This window comes from Arthrobacter sp. FW305-BF8 (assembly GCF_021789315.1).
Classification (GTDB): Bacteria; Actinomycetota; Actinomycetes; order Actinomycetales; family Micrococcaceae; genus Arthrobacter.
The window spans coordinates 1,905,332-1,922,017 of the sequence record NZ_CP084561.1; the positions used below are offsets into that span (position 1 = coordinate 1,905,332).

General features: G+C 63.7%; 9 protein-coding genes and 2 rRNA genes. 9 read left to right on the forward strand and 2 right to left on the reverse strand.

Going from position 1 to position 16,686, the window contains the following annotated elements:
* Positions 1-100: 100 nt before the first annotated feature.
* From LFT45_RS08510 to LFT45_RS08520, 3 genes are all read left to right on the forward strand, one after another.
* Positions 101-1,306, forward strand: coding sequence for an argininosuccinate synthase (locus tag LFT45_RS08510; protein ID WP_236807922.1), 1,206 nt, complete (start codon positions 101-103; stop codon positions 1,304-1,306).
* A gap of 41 nt (positions 1,307-1,347) precedes the next feature.
* Positions 1,348-2,790: an argininosuccinate lyase gene (gene argH, locus LFT45_RS08515; RefSeq protein WP_236809197.1), complete on the forward strand. Its 1,443-nt coding sequence runs from the start codon at positions 1,348-1,350 to the stop codon at positions 2,788-2,790.
* Between the two features lie 86 nt (positions 2,791-2,876).
* A complete protein-coding gene (locus LFT45_RS08520) occupies positions 2,877-3,653 on the forward strand; it encodes a maleylpyruvate isomerase family mycothiol-dependent enzyme (protein ID WP_236807923.1) in 777 nt (258 codons plus the stop codon).
* A 40-nt stretch (positions 3,654-3,693) separates the two neighbouring features.
* On the opposite strand, the gene LFT45_RS08525 is transcribed toward LFT45_RS08520, so the two are convergent.
* Both LFT45_RS08525 and LFT45_RS08530 read right to left on the reverse strand, forming a co-directional pair.
* Positions 3,694-4,203 (reverse strand): methylated-DNA--[protein]-cysteine S-methyltransferase, encoded by a 510-nt coding sequence (locus LFT45_RS08525; RefSeq protein ID WP_236807924.1) that lies wholly within the window; start codon positions 4,201-4,203, stop codon positions 3,694-3,696.
* 13 nt (positions 4,204-4,216) lie between these two features.
* Positions 4,217-5,872 carry a DNA-3-methyladenine glycosylase 2 family protein gene (locus LFT45_RS08530; protein ID WP_236807925.1) on the reverse strand — a complete coding sequence of 552 codons (1,656 nt, stop codon included), beginning with the start codon at positions 5,870-5,872 and terminating at the stop codon, positions 4,217-4,219.
* 111 nt (positions 5,873-5,983) lie between these two features.
* Here LFT45_RS08530 and LFT45_RS08535 point away from each other — a divergent pair, with 111 nt between their 5' ends.
* The 6 genes from LFT45_RS08535 to LFT45_RS08560 all read left to right on the forward strand — a co-directional run bounded on the left by LFT45_RS08535 (position 5,984) and on the right by LFT45_RS08560 (position 16,648).
* Positions 5,984-6,622, forward strand: coding sequence for a DNA-3-methyladenine glycosylase (locus LFT45_RS08535; protein ID WP_236807926.1), 639 nt, complete (start codon positions 5,984-5,986; stop codon positions 6,620-6,622).
* 9 nt (positions 6,623-6,631) lie between these two features.
* Complete coding sequence (locus tag LFT45_RS08540) at positions 6,632-7,189, forward strand: adenine phosphoribosyltransferase (RefSeq protein WP_236807927.1); 558 nt, start codon at positions 6,632-6,634, stop codon at positions 7,187-7,189.
* 126 nt (positions 7,190-7,315) lie between these two features.
* Entirely contained in the window at positions 7,316-9,544 is a 2,229-nt protein-coding gene (locus tag LFT45_RS08545; RefSeq protein WP_236807928.1) for a HelD family protein, read from the forward strand.
* A 91-nt stretch (positions 9,545-9,635) separates the two neighbouring features.
* Entirely contained in the window at positions 9,636-10,949 is a 1,314-nt protein-coding gene (tyrS, locus tag LFT45_RS08550; RefSeq protein ID WP_236807929.1) for a tyrosine--tRNA ligase, read from the forward strand.
* Positions 10,950-11,447: 498 nt separating this feature from the next.
* Positions 11,448-12,972: ribosomal RNA gene (locus LFT45_RS08555) — 16S ribosomal RNA — on the forward strand.
* A 550-nt stretch (positions 12,973-13,522) separates the two neighbouring features.
* Positions 13,523-16,648 (forward strand): 23S ribosomal RNA (locus LFT45_RS08560).
* The 16S and 23S rRNA genes sit together here, the layout of an rRNA operon.
* Positions 16,649-16,686: the final 38 nt, after the last annotated feature.

The window sequence follows — 16,686 nt, forward strand, 5'->3', positions numbered from 1 at the left end:
AGGCGGTAGCGTCCAGTCCAGTAGCGTCCGGCTGCGTTCTTCCCCGACAAATAAACACAGACGAACAAAAAACAGAAACAACAACTAAGGAGCATATTCCGTGACTGAGCGTATTGTTCTGGCCTACTCAGGTGGCCTGGATACTTCCGTAGCCATCGGCTGGATCGGTGAAGCCACCGGCGCCGAGGTCATCGCCGTGGCGGTCGACGTCGGACAGGGCGGCGAATCGCTGGAAACCATCCGCCAGCGCGCCCTCGGCTGCGGCGCCGTGGAGGCCTACGTGGCTGACGCGTCTGACGAGTTCGCCAACGAATACTGCGTGCCCACGCTGAAGGCCAACGCCCTCTACCAGGGCCACTACCCGCTGGTCTCCGCCATCTCCCGCCCGGTGATCGTCAAGCACCTGGTCAAGGCCGCCCGCGAGTTCGGCGCCACCACCGTGGCCCACGGCTGCACCGGCAAGGGCAACGACCAGGTCCGCTTCGAGGTGGGCATCCAGACCCTCGGCCCGGACCTGAAGTGCATCGCGCCCGTCCGCGACCTCGCCCTCACCCGCGACAAGGCCATCGCCTTCGCCGAGGAGAAGGGCCTGCCGATCGAGACCACCAAGAAGAACCCGTACTCGATCGACCAGAACGTCTGGGGACGCGCCGTCGAAACCGGCTACCTCGAGGACATCTGGAACGCCCCCACCAAGGACATCTACGACTACACCGCCACCCCGGAATTCCCGCCGGCACCGGACGAGGTCACCATCTCCTTCGAAGCCGGCGTTCCCGTAGCGATCGACGGCGTCAAGATCACACCGCTGCAGGCCATCAAGGAACTGAACCGCCGCGCCGGCGCCCAGGGCGTGGGCCGCATTGACGTCGTCGAGGACCGCCTCGTCGGCATCAAGTCCCGCGAAATCTACGAAGCCCCGGGTGCCATGGCGCTGATCACCGCGCACAAGCACCTCGAGGACATCACCATCGAGCGCGAGCAGGCCCGCTTCAAGGCCACGGTCGGCCAGCGCTGGGCCGAACTGGTCTATGACGGCCAGTGGTTCTCCCCGCTGAAGCGCTCCCTGGATGCCTTCATTGACGACACCCAGAAGTACGTCTCCGGCGATATCCGCATGGTGCTGCACGGCGGCCAGGCGATCGTGAACGGACGCCGCTCCGAGACGTCGCTGTACGACTTCGACCTCGCCACCTACGACACCGGCGACACGTTCGACCAGTCCATGGCGCGCGGCTTCATCGAGCTGTGGGGCATGTCCGCCAAGGTTGCGTCCGGCCGCGACATCCGCGTCGCAGGAAAGTAGCCCCGGTGGCTGAGGAGAACTCGACCCTCGGACAGAATCCGGTGGTCGAGCCTGTCGAGACCCAGGGTTCGACAGGCTCAACCAACACGGGTGCGCTCTGGGGCGGCCGGTTCGCCGGCGGCCCCGCCGATGCCCTCGCGGCGCTGAGCAAGTCGACGCACTTCGACTGGCGCCTGGCCCGCTATGACATCGCAGGCTCCAAGGCGCATGCCCGCGTGCTCCACAAGGCCGGGCTGCTGGATGATGCGGAGCTCGAAGGCATGCTGGCCGCCCTGGACCAGCTGGATGCGGACGTTGCCTCGGGTGCCTATGTGCCGGCGGAATCGGATGAGGACGTGCACGGTTCGCTGGAGCGCGGCCTGATCGAGCGCGCCGGAACCCAGCTGGGCGGCAAGCTGCGGGCGGGGCGTTCGCGCAACGACCAGGTGGCCACGCTGGGCCGCATGTTCCTGCGTGACCACGCCCGGATCATCGCCCGCGGCGTGCTCGCCACCATCGATGCGCTGGTGGAGCAGGCCAAAGCCCACCACGGCGTGGCGATGCCCGGCCGCACCCACCTGCAGCACGCCCAGCCGGTCCTGCTCAGCCACCACCTGCTGGCCCATGCCTGGGCGCTACTGCGCGATGTGCAGCGGCTCCAGGACTGGGACAAGCGCGCCGGCGTTTCGCCGTACGGCTCCGGCGCCCTCGCCGGCTCCTCGCTGGGCCTCGACCCCGAGGCCGTGGCCGCGGACCTGGGCTTCTTCTCCGCCGTCCACAACTCGATCGACGGCACCGCGTCCCGCGATGTCTTTGCCGAGTTCGGCTGGGTGGCCGCGATGATCGGCGTCGACCTGTCCCGGATCTCAGAGGAAGTCATCTTCTGGGCCACCAAAGAGTTCTCCTTCGTCACACTGCACGATTCCTACTCCACGGGATCGTCGATCATGCCGCAGAAGAAGAACCCGGACGTGGCAGAGCTGGCCCGCGGCAAGGCCGGCCGGCTGATCGGCAACCTTACCGGCCTGCTGGCCACGCTGAAGGGCCTGCCGCTCGCGTACAACCGCGACCTGCAGGAGGACAAGGAACCGGTATTCGACGCCGCCGACACGCTGGAGCTGCTGCTGCCGGCCGTTTCAGGCATGATCGCCACGCTGAAGTTCAATGCCGACCGGATGGAGTCGCTGGCTCCGCAGGGCTTCGCGCTGGCCACGGACATCGCCGAGTGGCTGGTCCGCCAGGGCGTGCCGTTCCGCGAGGCGCACGAACTGTCCGGCGCGGCCGTGAAGCAGGCCGAAAGCCGCAACGTGGAGCTGTGGGACCTGACGGACGAGGAGTATGCCGCCATTTCGGAGCACCTCACCCCGGAGGTCCGCAGCGTCCTGAGCACGGAAGGCTCGCTCAGCAGCCGGAACTCGCAGGGCGGCACGGCACCGGCCGCCGTCGAACGCCAACTGGCCGCGCTGGAAGGCGAGCTTAACGGCGTCCGCGAGTACGCGGGGTAGTTGATCGAGTACCGGACTTGGGTCTCGACAAGCTCGACCACCGGTGGTCGGGCTTGTCGAGACCCTCTGCGTTTAAGGTGGGTTCCATGACAGCGATCACACCTGACACTTTGCTCACCGAACTCCACAAAGCGGCTGACGCCGTCTCCTCCCTGGCCGGGAAACTCACCGAAGCTGACGTGCCCGCTGCCTCGGCCCTTCCTGGCTGGACCCGAGGGCACGTCCTCGCGCACATAGCGGGCATCTCCAACGCGATGGCGCGGCAGCTCGAATACGCCGCGCGCGGCGAAACGGTGGAACTGTACGACGGCGGCTATGAGGGCCGCACGAAGGCCATCGAAATGAGCGCCGGGCACTCCCTGGCCCAGCACCGAGCGGACCTGGACGCCGCGCTGGACCGGGCGCTGCGCGCCTTCGACTCGCTCGATACGGATACGGATACGGATGCCGGGAACGCTGTTGCGGCCGGTGCCGGCGGCTGGCGCGCACCCATTTCCTACCGCGGGGGAGTGGTGCTGGACGGCGGCCTGGCGCTGTGGCGCGAGCTCGTAATCCACGCCTCCGACCTCAACACCGGCCGCGGCCCGGAAACGTGGAGCCGGCCGTTCTGCGAGCACCTGTTCACCTTCCTGGCCGCACGCGTGCCGGAGGAGCAGAAGCTGGTGCTGCAGCCGCTTGGCATGCAGCCGGTGACGCTCGGGACCGGCGGCCGCTCTACGGTCATCAGCGGCATGGTCACCGACATCGCCGCCTGGCTCGCCGGGCGGGAGCCGTCGCTGGGCAGCCTGCGCGCTTCAGCCGCAGCCGACGGCGTGGACCTGCCGGAACTGCTGCCGTGGCCTTCCGGGGTTCCGGCGAAATAGCGACCGAGTCCGAGGCACAGCAGCGAGCCGGCCGGCTGGTTCAGTCCGCGGCGAGTCCCTGCTTTTCGCGGGCCAGCAGGCTTTCCTTGATCTTTAGCCCCCAGCGGAACCCGCCCATCGTGCCGTCGGTGCGGACCACGCGGTGGCACGGAACGAACAGCGCCGCCGCGTTGAAGGCACAGGCGCTGGCGGCGGCCCGGACTGCCTTGGCATTGCCTGACAGCACCGCGTATTCGGTGTAGGTAACCGGCGCCCCCGGGCTGACGGTGCGGAGCACGTCCCAGGCATGCGCACGGAACGGGCCCGATTTCTGCAGGACGGGCACGTTCATGGCAGGAGCCGGATCGCCCGCGTAGAAGGCCTCCACGGCGGCCGAAATCGGCCCGAGCTGCTCCACTGCCTCGTAGGCGTCGGGCAGCAGCTGCGGATGGATCTGGCCCGTCAGGTCCTGGGGGTCGGCCGTCCAGCCTGATGCGAGCACCACGCCGTCGCGGGCGATGATGGTGAACGGCCCGTCCGGCGTTGTCATGGTGAGCAGCTGGGCTTTCATCGCACTGTCACTTTCATTGCACTGTCGCTTTCATCGCACTGTCGCTTTCGTTGATTGCGCCCCTGCGGGCGGCGGGAGTTCGGGATACAGCAGTTCTGGAGGCAGCCGCAGCCGCGCGCCAGAGGTGCATGGTGGCGTACGAACGCCAGGGGCTCACTTCGCGGAAGTCCGACGACGGCCAGGCACCACTTCCGGGCGTGCCGCTTATCGGGCTGGCACCGGGTATAGGGCTGGCGCCGGCTATAGGGCTGGCGCCGGCGGACAGCGCCCGGATGCCGTTGCGTACGGCGGCGTCGTTGGCGAGGAAGATGTCCGGCGCGCCGATAACCCTCATGGCCACGTATCCCACGGTCCACGGCCCGACGCCCGGCTGCGGCAGCAGCTTGGCCGAGAGACTCGGCAGGTCGTCCCCGTAGCCGAGGTCCAGCGTGTTTTCGGCCAGGGCCGTGGCAACGGCCAGCAACGACTCTATCCTGCGCCGCGGGCCGCGCAGCAGTTCCGCGCCGGCCTCGGCGATCTGCGCCGGCGACGGGAACAGCCGGGCCAGCCCGTCGCCCGGCGCCGCGCTGGGACTGCCGGCCGCGGCCAGCTGCGTGAGGGCCGTGCGGGCGGCCGCCACCGTGATCTGCTGCCCCACCATCGCCCGGATGAGCAGTTCCTGCGGATCGAGGGCGCCCGGCAGGCGGATCCCCGGCGCTGCCGCCACGGACGCCGAAAGCCGGGGATCGGTACCGAGCGCGCCGTCAATGGCGACGGGATCGGCGTCGAGGTCAAAAAGCCGGCGCACCCTGCTCAGCAGGGCCGGCAGATCCCGGAGGTCCACCGCGCCGATGGTGAGCACCAGCTGCCGCCCATGCGGCCCGCCGTCGTACTTTGCAGTTCTGCCCTCTCTGGACCCGTTCCCTGTACCGGAGTATTCGACGCCCGTGTATTCGACGCTGAACCGCGCGTCACCGTGCGGAAGCCGCAGTGTCCGGGCATAGGACGTGGCGGTTCCGGCCTCGATCCCCGGAATCGCACGGAGGGCGAGGAAGCTAAATACGCCCGGGTCGAACGGTTCGCGGTAGGGGAGCGCAAGCGTGAGTGAGGTGCTCGCCGGGGCTGACGTATGGTGCCGAGCGGTGCTGCGCAGCGCGGTCGGCGTCATGTCGAACACCTCGGCCACGGTCTCGTTGAACTGGCGGACGCTGCTGAAACCCGCTGCGAAGGCGACATCGGCGAGCTTCATCGTGGTGGACACCAGCAGCGTGCGCGCGGTCTGGGCCCTGCTGGCCCGGGCCAGGGACAGGGGACCGGCGCCGAGTTCATGGCTGAGGATCCGGTTCAGCTGCCGGGACGAATAGCCCAGCCGTGAGGCGAGCCCCTCCACGCCGTCGCGGTTGATCACGCCGTCATTGATCAGCCGCATGGCCCGGCCGGCAATGTCCGAGCGGACGTTCCAGGCCGGTGTGCCCGGCACTGCCTCAGGCAGGCAGCGCTTGCAGGCACGGTAGCCGGCGTCGTGGGCAGCGGCGGACGTCTCATAGAAGGTGACGTTCTCCGCCTTGGGCGTCCTCGCCGGGCACGACGGCCGGCAGTAGATGCCCGTGGTCCGCACCGCCGTAAAGAACTGCCCGTCGAAACGGGTGTCCCGCGCATCGATGGCGCGGTAGCGCTGCCAGAAGTCCATGACTCCATCCTGCCAGTCCCCAGAGGGGCCTGCTAGCGGAAATCGGACATGGCCGTGGGAGGCTTCGCAAAGCATCAGGCCGGACAACAGTCGCTTCGGTAAAGTCGGGGCATGACCACCAGCGGCCCTGTGCGGCAGTTCCTGTCCGGCGATGCCCGCGAAATAGCCCCGCTGCTCCTGGGAGCCGTCCTGACGCACCACAGCGACGAAGGTTCCGTCGCCGTACGGATCACGGAACTCGAGGCCTACATGGGTCCCGTGGATTCCCTGCACCCTGATCCCGGCTCCCACACCTACCGCGGCCCCACTCGCAGGAACGCCCCCATGTTCGGCCCGGCCGGGCACCTCTACGTCTACTTCACGTACGGCATGCACTACTGCGCCAACATCGTTTGCGGCCCGGCCGGCCACGCCTCCGCCGTCCTCCTGCGCGCGGGTGAGATCGTGGAGGGCCGGGAACTGGCCCTCGCCCGGCGCCCGACGTCGAAAGCCGCCAAGGACCTGGCCAGCGGACCCGCCCGGCTGGCCACAGCACTCGGGCTGACCACCGAGGACAGCGGCAGGGACGCCCTGGGTCCACCGTTTGGCCTGGTGCTGCCGCCGGCACCCGCCGCCCACGTCAGCACTGGCCCGCGGGTCGGCGTCGCCGGTCATGGCGGCACGCACGATTATCCATGGCGGTTCTGGCTCACCGGCGACCCCACCGTGTCCCGTTACAAGGCGGCAAAGGCGCGTCCGCCGCGGGCGTAGGCTGGACGGGTGAACCACAGCGAACAAGCCCCCGCCCCCAGGCCCGTCCCCGTGGACGAACTCATTACCAGCCTCTGCGCGACCGTTCCGGACTACCCCAAACCCGGAATCACCTTCAAGGACCTGACCCCCGTCTTCGCCGACGGTCCCGCGTTCCGGGCCGTAGTCGACGCGCTCGTGGAACCGTTCAAGGGGCAGTTCGATGCTGTGGCCGGCGTCGAGGCACGGGGCTTCCTGCTCGCCGCCGCCGCGGCCTACGCCACCGGCACCGGCGTGGTGACAGTGCGCAAGGCCGGGAAGCTGCCGCGCGAGGTTTACTCCGAGGACTACGCCCTGGAATACGGCAACGCCACGCTGGAACTCCACACCACTGACCTGGCCCGCGGCAGCCGGGTGCTGATCCTCGACGACGTCCTCGCCACGGGCGGCACCCTCGGGGCAGCCGCCCGCCTGTTTGAGCGCTGCGGGGTGCACGTCTCGGGCGTGGGCGTTGTGATGGAACTCGGCGAGCTGCGTGGCCGCGCCGCCCTGTCCGGGCACCGCGTGCGGTCGCTGCTGCGCCTCTGACCAGCCGTCTTGCCGGCGAGCGGCGGAGCCGCGCCGTCAGATAACCTGCTGTTTGCAGCTCAACAGCCGCCACGCACGCCGAAAAGGTTATAGAATGGACGGTCTGTCTTTTGCGATAGGGGAACGATGCACGACGCCGATTTGGCCCACGAACGGGACTATGTAGCCGGCCTGTACACACGGCTTGATGAACTGCGTGCGGAAAAGCGCGCCCAGCTGGCCCAAGTGCGCCGCGCGGGAGCAATCGGCACCATGCAGAACGTCTCCGAACGCGATGCCTTCGCGGCCCTGTACGAGGACCGCCTCGCCCAGCTCGACGCCGTCGACGACCGTCTGGTGTTCGGCCGGCTGGACCTGGACTCCGGCGAGGCACAGTACATCGGCCGCATCGGGCTCACCACCGAGGACCTCGTCCGGCTCATGGTCGACTGGCGCGCGCCGGAGGCCGGCCACTTCTACCAGGCCACAGCATTTGACCGGCAGGGAGTGCGCCGGCGCCGGCATCTGATCCTGCAGGGCCGCGAGGTCAAGGCCATCGAGGACGACGTCCTGGACGCCGACATGCTCTCGGACGCCGACTCGCTGCAGGGCGAGGGCGCCCTGCTGGCAGCCCTGAACTCCAAGCGCACCGGCCGGATGTCGGACATCGTGGGCACCATCCAGTCCGAGCAGGACCGCATCATCCGGTCCTCCATCTCCGGCGCGCTCGTGGTGCAGGGCGGCCCCGGCACCGGAAAAACCGCCGTGGCCCTGCACCGCGCCGCCTATCTGCTCTACACCCACCGCGACAGGCTCAAGTCCGCCGGCGTGCTGCTGGTGGGCCCGTCGTCGTCGTTCATGAAATACATCGAACGCGTGCTGCCGTCGCTGGGTGAAACCGGCGTGGTCATGGCCAGCCTCGGCAGGCTCATGCCCGGCATCAACGCCGTGCCGGAGCAGGAGGCCGATGTTGCCGCCATCAAGGGCCGGCTGGAGATGGCCGAGGTCATCGCCAATGCCGTGGCCAACCGGCAGCGCATTCCGGCGGAAAACCGGATCCTGGAAGTGGACGGCCGCAAGCTGACCCTCACGCCCCGGCAGGTCCGCCGTGCCCGCGAACGCGCACGCTCCACCGGCAAGCCGCACAACGAGGCCCGCGTTACGTTCGTCAAGATCCTGCTCCGCGAGCTGACCGAGCAGATGACCGAGCTCGTCGAAGCGGGCAACATCGGCAACAACGCCGACCGTTCCTACCTTGCCGAGGACGTCAGGACATCGCGCGATGTGCGCGTCGCACTGAACCTGTGCTGGATGCCGATGACGCCCGAAAAGCTCGTGGGCGAACTTCTCAGCAAGCCCGCGGTCCTTGAAGCCTGCACCCCCGGGCTGACCGCCAGGGAACGCGAGCTCCTGCTGCGGGCTCCGGATGCGCCCTGGACCGAGGCGGACGTCCCCCTGCTCGACGAAGCAGCTGAACTGCTCGGTGAACTGGATCCTGCTGCAGGCCGCGGCCTCGCCCAGCAGGAGCAGGACCGTGCCCGCGCCCTGGCCAACGCCCGGCAGACCCTGGTCAACATGGAGTCCGCCGGCGTCGATGTCCTGATGTCGGCCGAGGAACTCGTTGAGCAAAACGAGGAGCGCGAGGCCCGCCTGACGGCCGCCGAGCGCGCCACCAGCGACCGCACCTGGGCCTTCGGCCACATCGTCGTCGACGAGGCGCAGGAACTGTCGCCGATGCAGTGGCGGCTCCTGGTCCGCCGCTGCCCGCTCAAGTCCTTCACGATCGTGGGGGATATTGCGCAGACCAGTTCCGTGGCCGGCGCGAAGTCCTGGCAGGGGGCCCTCGCACCGATGTTCGGCGACCGCTGGCAGCTGGAGGAGCTCACGGTCAACTACCGGACGCCGTCGCAGATCGCCGAAGCTGCGGCACGCATGGCCAACGCCGCCGGCCTGGTGGTCTCCGCCCCGAAGGCCGTTCGGGAAGGCCGCTGGTCGCCAATTATAGACCGCGTGGACAAGCCGGGCCTCGTGAACCGGCTGGTGGAGGTCCTTCCCGAGGAGCTCCAAGCGCTCGACGGCGGACTGCTCGCCGTGATTGCCGACGGCGACCTGCTGCGGGAGGCCACCGCCGCGCTGCGCGCGAAGTATGGCTCCCGGCTCGGCACGGGCGCCGGCAGTTACGAACAGGACGTGGTGGTCATCAGCCCGCGCGAAGCCAAGGGACTTGAGTTTGACGGCGTCGTGGTCCTTGAACCCAGTGCCATGCTGAACCACGAGCACGGCAGGGTCGGCGATTTGTACGTCGCGATGACCCGCCCCACGCAGCGGCTTCGGCTCATCGCAGCCGCGGACGTTCCGGCGGGCATCGAGCGTTAATGTTCCCGGGCAGGCCGGCCGTTCGCGGCCAGGCCTGTCTCCAGCCCTTCACGAGGGTCCGGGGGCCGCTGATCCTGCTAACTTAGAAGGCGTGTCACAACTAAACGACCTCGAATCCCAGCAGAACGACCCCAGCTTTGCCAATATCTGGCAGGAGCTCAAATGGCGCGGCCTCGTCCACGTATCCACCGACGAGGTGGAACTGGAGAAGCTCCTCGCCGGGGAACCGGTCACTTATTACTGCGGATTCGATCCCACGGCGCCGAGCCTGCACCTGGGCAACCTGGTCCAGCTCCTCCTCATGCGGCGGCTTCAGCTGGCCGGCCACAAGCCGCTGGGCCTCGTGGGCGGCTCCACCGGGCTGATCGGCGATCCGCGTCCTACGGCGGAGCGAACCTTGAACACCAAGGACACCGTTTCCGAGTGGGTCGGCTACCTCCAAGCCCAGGTCCGCCGTTTCCTCAGCTTCGATGGCGCCAACGCTGCCCGGATGGTCAACAACCTCGACTGGACCGCGCCGCTGAGCGCGATCGACTTCCTCCGCGAGGTCGGCAAGCACTTCCGCGTGGGCACCATGTTGCGCAAGGACGCCGTGGCTTCACGCCTCAGCTCCGAGGAAGGCATCAGCTACACGGAGTTCAGCTACCAAATCCTTCAGGGTATGGATTACCTCGAGCTCTACCGCGACTACGGCTGCGTGCTGCAGACCGGCGGATCGGACCAGTGGGGCAACCTCACCAGCGGCACCGAACTGATCCGCAAAGTTGAGGGCAAGACGGTTCATGCTCTGGGCACTCCGCTCATCACCAACTCGGACGGCACCAAGTTCGGCAAGAGCGAGGGCAACGCCATCTGGCTGGACTCTGCCATGGTTAGCCCCTACACCTTCTACCAGTTCTGGCTGAACACCGCTGATGCGGACGTGGTGGACCGGCTGAAGGTGTTTACTTTCCTGACCCGGGCCGAGATCGAGGAAGTGGCGGTGTCTGTCGCCGAGCGTCCCTTCGCCCGCGAAGGCCAGCGGAAGCTCGCTTACGAAGTGACGGCCCTCGTTCACGGAGCCGAAGCCACGGAAAAGGTCATTGCCGCTTCTGCCGCTGTGTTCGGAAACGGCGATCTGTCGGTGCTCGATGAGCAGACGCTGGCCGCGGCGACGGCCGAACTGCCGTCAGCTTCCGTGGACGGATCGGGCCTGGGCATCATCGACCTGCTGGTGGCTTCGGGGCTGTCGGACAGCAAGTCCGCGGCGCGCCGGGTCGTCGGCGAGGGCGGCGCATATGTGAACAACGCCAAGGTCACGGACCCGGACGCGGTGATCTCCCCGTCCCAGCTGCTGCACGGCAAGTACCTGCTGCTCCGCCGCGGCAAGAAAAACCTGGCCACGGTTCAGGTGGCCGGCGCCTAGCACCGGAACCGACCAAATGCACGCTCCTCCGCAGCCGATTTGCACGGCCGCGGGGGAGCGTGTAATGTCTTCTGAGTCGCCGCCGCTGAGCGGTGACAAACCCCCTTCACTGAGAAGCAATTCTTCAACTCCAAAGCATGAATGAAGAAAAGCTTCCTTTAGTGCTGGGCGGATTCATTCCACTGGGTGAATACCGGGCGAATAACCCGGATTTGCAAAGTGAAATTGAATGAAATAAGCTGTAAACATCGCAGCGAGGAAATGCGAAACACAAATTCCCGAGAATTTTCCGGATTGTTTCGTAAGTATTCGAATGTGTCTGTTGTTTGAGAACTCAATAGTGTGCCAAGTTTGTTGATACCGATTTTTTATGAATTGGTTGATTGTGCCGGACTGTGCCACCCCCGTGGTGTGGTCTGGTGTTTTTAGCTGGTTTCAAATTTTGTGCAGCCTGGTTTCCGCGTTATTTCCGTGGTTCCTGGTTGTGTCTGTTTTACTTCAACGGAGAGTTTGATCCTGGCTCAGGATGAACGCTGGCGGCGTGCTTAACACATGCAAGTCGAACGATGATCCGGTGCTTGCACCGGGGATTAGTGGCGAACGGGTGAGTAACACGTGAGTAACCTGCCCTTGACTCTGGGATAAGCCTGGGAAACTGGGTCTAATACCGGATATGACTCCTCATCGCATGGTGGGGGGTGGAAAGCTTTTGCGGTTTTGGATGGACTCGCGGCCTATCAGCTTGTTGGTGAGGTAATGGCTCACCAAGGCGACGACGGGTAGCCGGCCTGAGAGGGTGACCGGCCACACTGGGACTGAGACACGGCCCAGACTCCTACGGGAGGCAGCAGTGGGGAATATTGCACAATGGGCGAAAGCCTGATGCAGCGACGCCGCGTGAGGGATGACGGCCTTCGGGTTGTAAACCTCTTTCAGTAGGGAAGAAGCGAAAGTGACGGTACCTGCAGAAGAAGCGCCGGCTAACTACGTGCCAGCAGCCGCGGTAATACGTAGGGCGCAAGCGTTATCCGGAATTATTGGGCGTAAAGAGCTCGTAGGCGGTTTGTCGCGTCTGCCGTGAAAGTCCGGGGCTCAACTCCGGATCTGCGGTGGGTACGGGCAGACTAGAGTGATGTAGGGGAGACTGGAATTCCTGGTGTAGCGGTGAAATGCGCAGATATCAGGAGGAACACCGATGGCGAAGGCAGGTCTCTGGGCATTAACTGACGCTGAGGAGCGAAAGCATGGGGAGCGAACAGGATTAGATACCCTGGTAGTCCATGCCGTAAACGTTGGGCACTAGGTGTGGGGGACATTCCACGTTTTCCGCGCCGTAGCTAACGCATTAAGTGCCCCGCCTGGGGAGTACGGCCGCAAGGCTAAAACTCAAAGGAATTGACGGGGGCCCGCACAAGCGGCGGAGCATGCGGATTAATTCGATGCAACGCGAAGAACCTTACCAAGGCTTGACATGGACCGGATCGCCGCAGAAATGTGGTTTCTCCTTTGGGGCCGGTTCACAGGTGGTGCATGGTTGTCGTCAGCTCGTGTCGTGAGATGTTGGGTTAAGTCCCGCAACGAGCGCAACCCTCGTTCCATGTTGCCAGCACGTAGTGGTGGGGACTCATGGGAGACTGCCGGGGTCAACTCGGAGGAAGGTGGGGACGACGTCAAATCATCATGCCCCTTATGTCTTGGGCTTCACGCATGCTACAATGGCCGGTACAAAGGGTTGCGATACTGTGAGGTGGAGCTAATCCCAAAAAGCCGGTCTCAGTTCGGATTGGGGTCTGCAACTCGACCCCATGAAGTCGGAGTCGCTAGTAATCGCAGATCAGCAACGCTGCGGTGAATACGTTCCCGGGCCTTGTACACACCGCCCGTCAAGTCACGAAAGTTGGTAACACCCGAAGCCGGTGGCCTAACCCCTTGTGGGAGGGAGCCGTCGAAGGTGGGACTGGCGATTGGGACTAAGTCGTAACAAGGTAGCCGTACCGGAAGGTGCGGCTGGATCACCTCCTTTCTAAGGAGCACCTACAGGCCCACGGCCGCGTGTATGCGGGGTGTGTGTGGTTTGTCAGGAGTAAAGGCCCGCTGCGCAGGCGATCGTTCTGCGGCGGGTGCTCATGGGTGGAATATCAACAAATAGCGGCCGCGTGGTTTTGTCCTGTGTCTAGTACGGACGGGTTCCCTTTCGGGGGTGGCTGTCCTGGAACGGTGCGGGGCGGGGTTCATGCGGTTTAGTGTTTGGCACACTGTTGGGTCCTGAGGCAACAGGACCGGGGAGGGTGCGGCTTTTGGCCGTGGCTTTGTCCGGGTTGTTTGTTTCTGGTTTCCTGGCTGCACCGATCACACGGTTGCTGCGTCTGTTGGCGCGGGTGTGTGTGGGGTGTGTGGTACGGGGTTGTTGTTTGAGAACTACATAGTGGACGCGAGCATCTTTTATAAGAAGCAATTTCCAAGAATATGAACCTGGATCTGGCTGCGCGTGATGATGGCACCCTTACGGGGTGTGGTTGTTGGGTGTGGTTGGTTTTCATGGTTCTCTCGTAAATTACTCCTTGATCTTTTGTGGTCAAGTTTTTAAGAGCACACGGTGGATGCCTTGGCATTAGGAGCCGAAGAAGGACGTAGGAATCTGCGATAAGCCTGGGGGAGTCGATAACCGGACTGTGATCCCAGGGTGTCCGAATGGGGAAACCCCGCCAGACGCGCGAGTGATCTGGTGACCCGCATCTGAACACATAGGGTGCGTGGAGGGAACGCGGGGAAGTGAAACATCTCAGTACCCGCAGGAAGAGAAAACAACAGTGATTCCGTTAGTAGTGGCGAGCGAACGCGGATCAGGCTAAACCGACCCATGTGTGATAGCCGGCGGGCGTTGCATGGGCGGGGTTGTGGGACTTGTTGTCCTGGTTCTGCCGGACCGGGGAGGTGTGAGTGCTGGTATAGGTGAACGGTCTTGAAAGGCCGGCCGTAGAGGGTGTGAGCCCCGTAACCGTAATGCTGAGCGCCGCCTTTGATGAGTATCCCAAGTAGCACGGGGCCCGAGAAATCCCGTGTGAATCTGTCAGGACCACCTGATAAGCCTAAATACTCCCTAATGACCGATAGCGGACCAGTACCGTGAGGGAAAGGTGAAAAGTACCCCGGGAGGGGAGTGAAACAGTACCTGAAACCGTGTGCTTACAATCCGTCGGAGCAGCCTTGTAGCTGTGACGGCGTGCCTTTTGAAGAATGAGCCTGCGAGTTAGTGTTACGTCGCGAGGTTAACCCGTGTGGGGAAGCCGTAGCGAAAGCGAGTCTGAACAGGGCGTTGCAGTGGCGTGATCTAGACCCGAAGCGAAGTGATCTACCCATGGCCAGGTTGAAGCGACGGTAAGACGTCGTGGAGGACCGAACCCACTTCAGTTGAAAATGGAGGGGATGAGCTGTGGGTAGGGGTGAAAGGCCAATCAAACTTCGTGATAGCTGGTTCTCCCCGAAATGCATTTAGGTGCAGCGTTGCGTGTTTCTTACCGGAGGTAGAGCTACTGGATGGCTAATGGGCCCTACAAGGTTACTGACGTCAGCCAAACTCCGAATGCCGGTAAGTGAGAGCGCAGCAGTGAGACTGTGGGGGATAAGCTTCATAGTCGAGAGGGAAACAGCCCAGACCACCAACTAAGGCCCCTAAGCGTGTGCTAAGTGGGAAAGGATGTGGAGTTGCGAAGACAACCAGGAGGTTGGCTTAGAAGCAGCCATCCTTAAAAGAGTGCGTAATAGCTCACTGGTCAAGTGATTCCGCGCCGACAATGTAGCGGGGCTCAAGTACACCGCCGAAGTTGTGGCATTCACATATTTTCCAAGCCTTCGTGGTTCAGGAGTGTGGATGGGTAGGGGAGCGTCGTGTGGGCGGTGAAGTCGCGGTGTAAACCAGCGGTGGAGCCTACACGAGTGAGAATGCAGGCATGAGTAGCGAAAGACGGGTGAGAAACCCGTCCGCCGGATGATCAAGGGTTCCAGGGTCAAGCTAATCTGCCCTGGGTAAGTCGGGACCTAAGGCGAGGCCGACAGGCGTAGTCGATGGACAACGGGTTGATATTCCCGTACCGGCGAAAAACCGCCCATGTTGAACAGGGGATACTAACCGCCCGAGACCTGCCCGACACCCCTTGTGGGTGAAGGGTTTTGGTGGAGCGCGGGACCTGATCCTGGGAGGCAAGCGTATTAACAGGTGTGACGCAGGAAGGTAGCCGAGCCGGGCGATGGTTGTCCCGGTCCAAGGATGTAGGGCGAACGGTAGGCAAATCCGCTGTTCATGTGCCTGAGATCTGACGGGACTCCCGTAAAGGGGGGATTCGGTGATCCTATGCTGCCTAGAAAAGCATCGGCGCGAGGTTTTAGCCGCCCGTACCCCAAACCGACACAGGTGATCAGGTAGAGAATACTAAGGCGATCGAGAGAATTATGGTTAAGGAACTCGGCAAAATGCCCCCGTAACTTCGGGAGAAGGGGGGCCCCAACCTTGAACGGTACTAGCGACCGGGAGGGGATCGGGGCCGCAGAGACCAGGGGGAAGCGACTGTTTACTAAAAACACAGGTCCGTGCGAAGTCGCAAGACGATGTATACGGACTGACTCCTGCCCGGTGCTGGAAGGTTAAGAGGACCGGTTAGCCGCAAGGCGAAGCTGAGAATTTAAGCCCCAGTAAACGGCGGTGGTAACTATAACCATCCTAAGGTAGCGAAATTCCTTGTCGGGTAAGTTCCGACCTGCACGAATGGAGTAACGACTTCCCCGCTGTCTCAACCATAAACTCGGCGAAATTGCAGTACGAGTAAAGATGCTCGTTACGCGCAGCAGGACGGAAAGACCCCGAGACCTTTACTATAGTTTGGTATTGGTGTTCGGAGTGGCTTGTGTAGGATAGGTGGGAGACGTTGAAGCCCGGACGCCAGTTCGGGTGGAGTCATCGTTGAAATACCACTCTGGTCACTTTGGACATCTAACTTCGGCCCGTAATCCGGGTCAGGGACAGTGCCTGATGGGTAGTTTAACTGGGGCGGTTGCCTCCTAAAAAGTAACGGAGGCGCCCAAAGGTTCCCTCAGCCTGGTTGGCAATCAGGTGTCGAGTGTAAGTGCACAAGGGAGCTTGACTGTGAGAGAGACATCTCGAGCAGGGACGAAAGTCGGGACTAGTGATCCGGCGGTACATTGTGGAATGGCCGTCGCTCAACGGATAAAAGGTACCTCGGGGATAACAGGCTGATCTTGCCCAAGAGTCCATATCGACGGCATGGTTTGGCACCTCGATGTCGGCTCGTCGCATCCTGGGGCTGGAGTAGGTCCCAAGGGTTGGGCTGTTCGCCCATTAAAGCGGTACGCGAGCTGGGTTTAGAACGTCGTGAGACAGTTCGGTCCCTATCCGCTGCGCGCGCAGGAAATTTGAGAAGGGCTGTCCTTAGTACGAGAGGACCGGGACGGACGAACCTCTGGTGTGTCAGTTGTACTGCCAAGTGCACCGCTGATTAGCTACGTTCGGATGGGATAACCGCTGAAAGCATCTAAGCGGGAAGCTCGCTTCGAGATGAGATTTCCATACACCTTGTGTGTGAGAGGCCCCCAGCCAGACCACTGGGTTGATAGGCCGGATGTGGAAGCGAGGACTAACGACTCGTGAAGCTGACCGGTACTAATAGGCCGATAACTTACACCACACACCACCCCCGCAAACGGATTCAAAAGCGTTTGCACC

Excerpts from the sequence above, each read along its gene's own strand:
- LFT45_RS08535 (WP_236807926.1), top strand. The coding sequence starts at position 5,984 with ATGACCACCAGCGGCCCTGTGCGGCAGTTCCTGTCCGGCGATGCCCGC.
- LFT45_RS08545 (WP_236807928.1), top strand. The coding sequence starts at position 7,316 with ATGCACGACGCCGATTTGGCCCACGAACGGGACTATGTAGCCGGCCTG.
- LFT45_RS08520 (WP_236807923.1), top strand. The coding sequence starts at position 2,877 with ATGACAGCGATCACACCTGACACTTTGCTCACCGAACTCCACAAAGCG.
- LFT45_RS08525 (WP_236807924.1), bottom strand. The coding sequence starts at position 4,203 with ATGAAAGCCCAGCTGCTCACCATGACAACGCCGGACGGGCCGTTCACC.
- LFT45_RS08530 (WP_236807925.1), bottom strand. The coding sequence starts at position 5,872 with ATGGACTTCTGGCAGCGCTACCGCGCCATCGATGCGCGGGACACCCGT.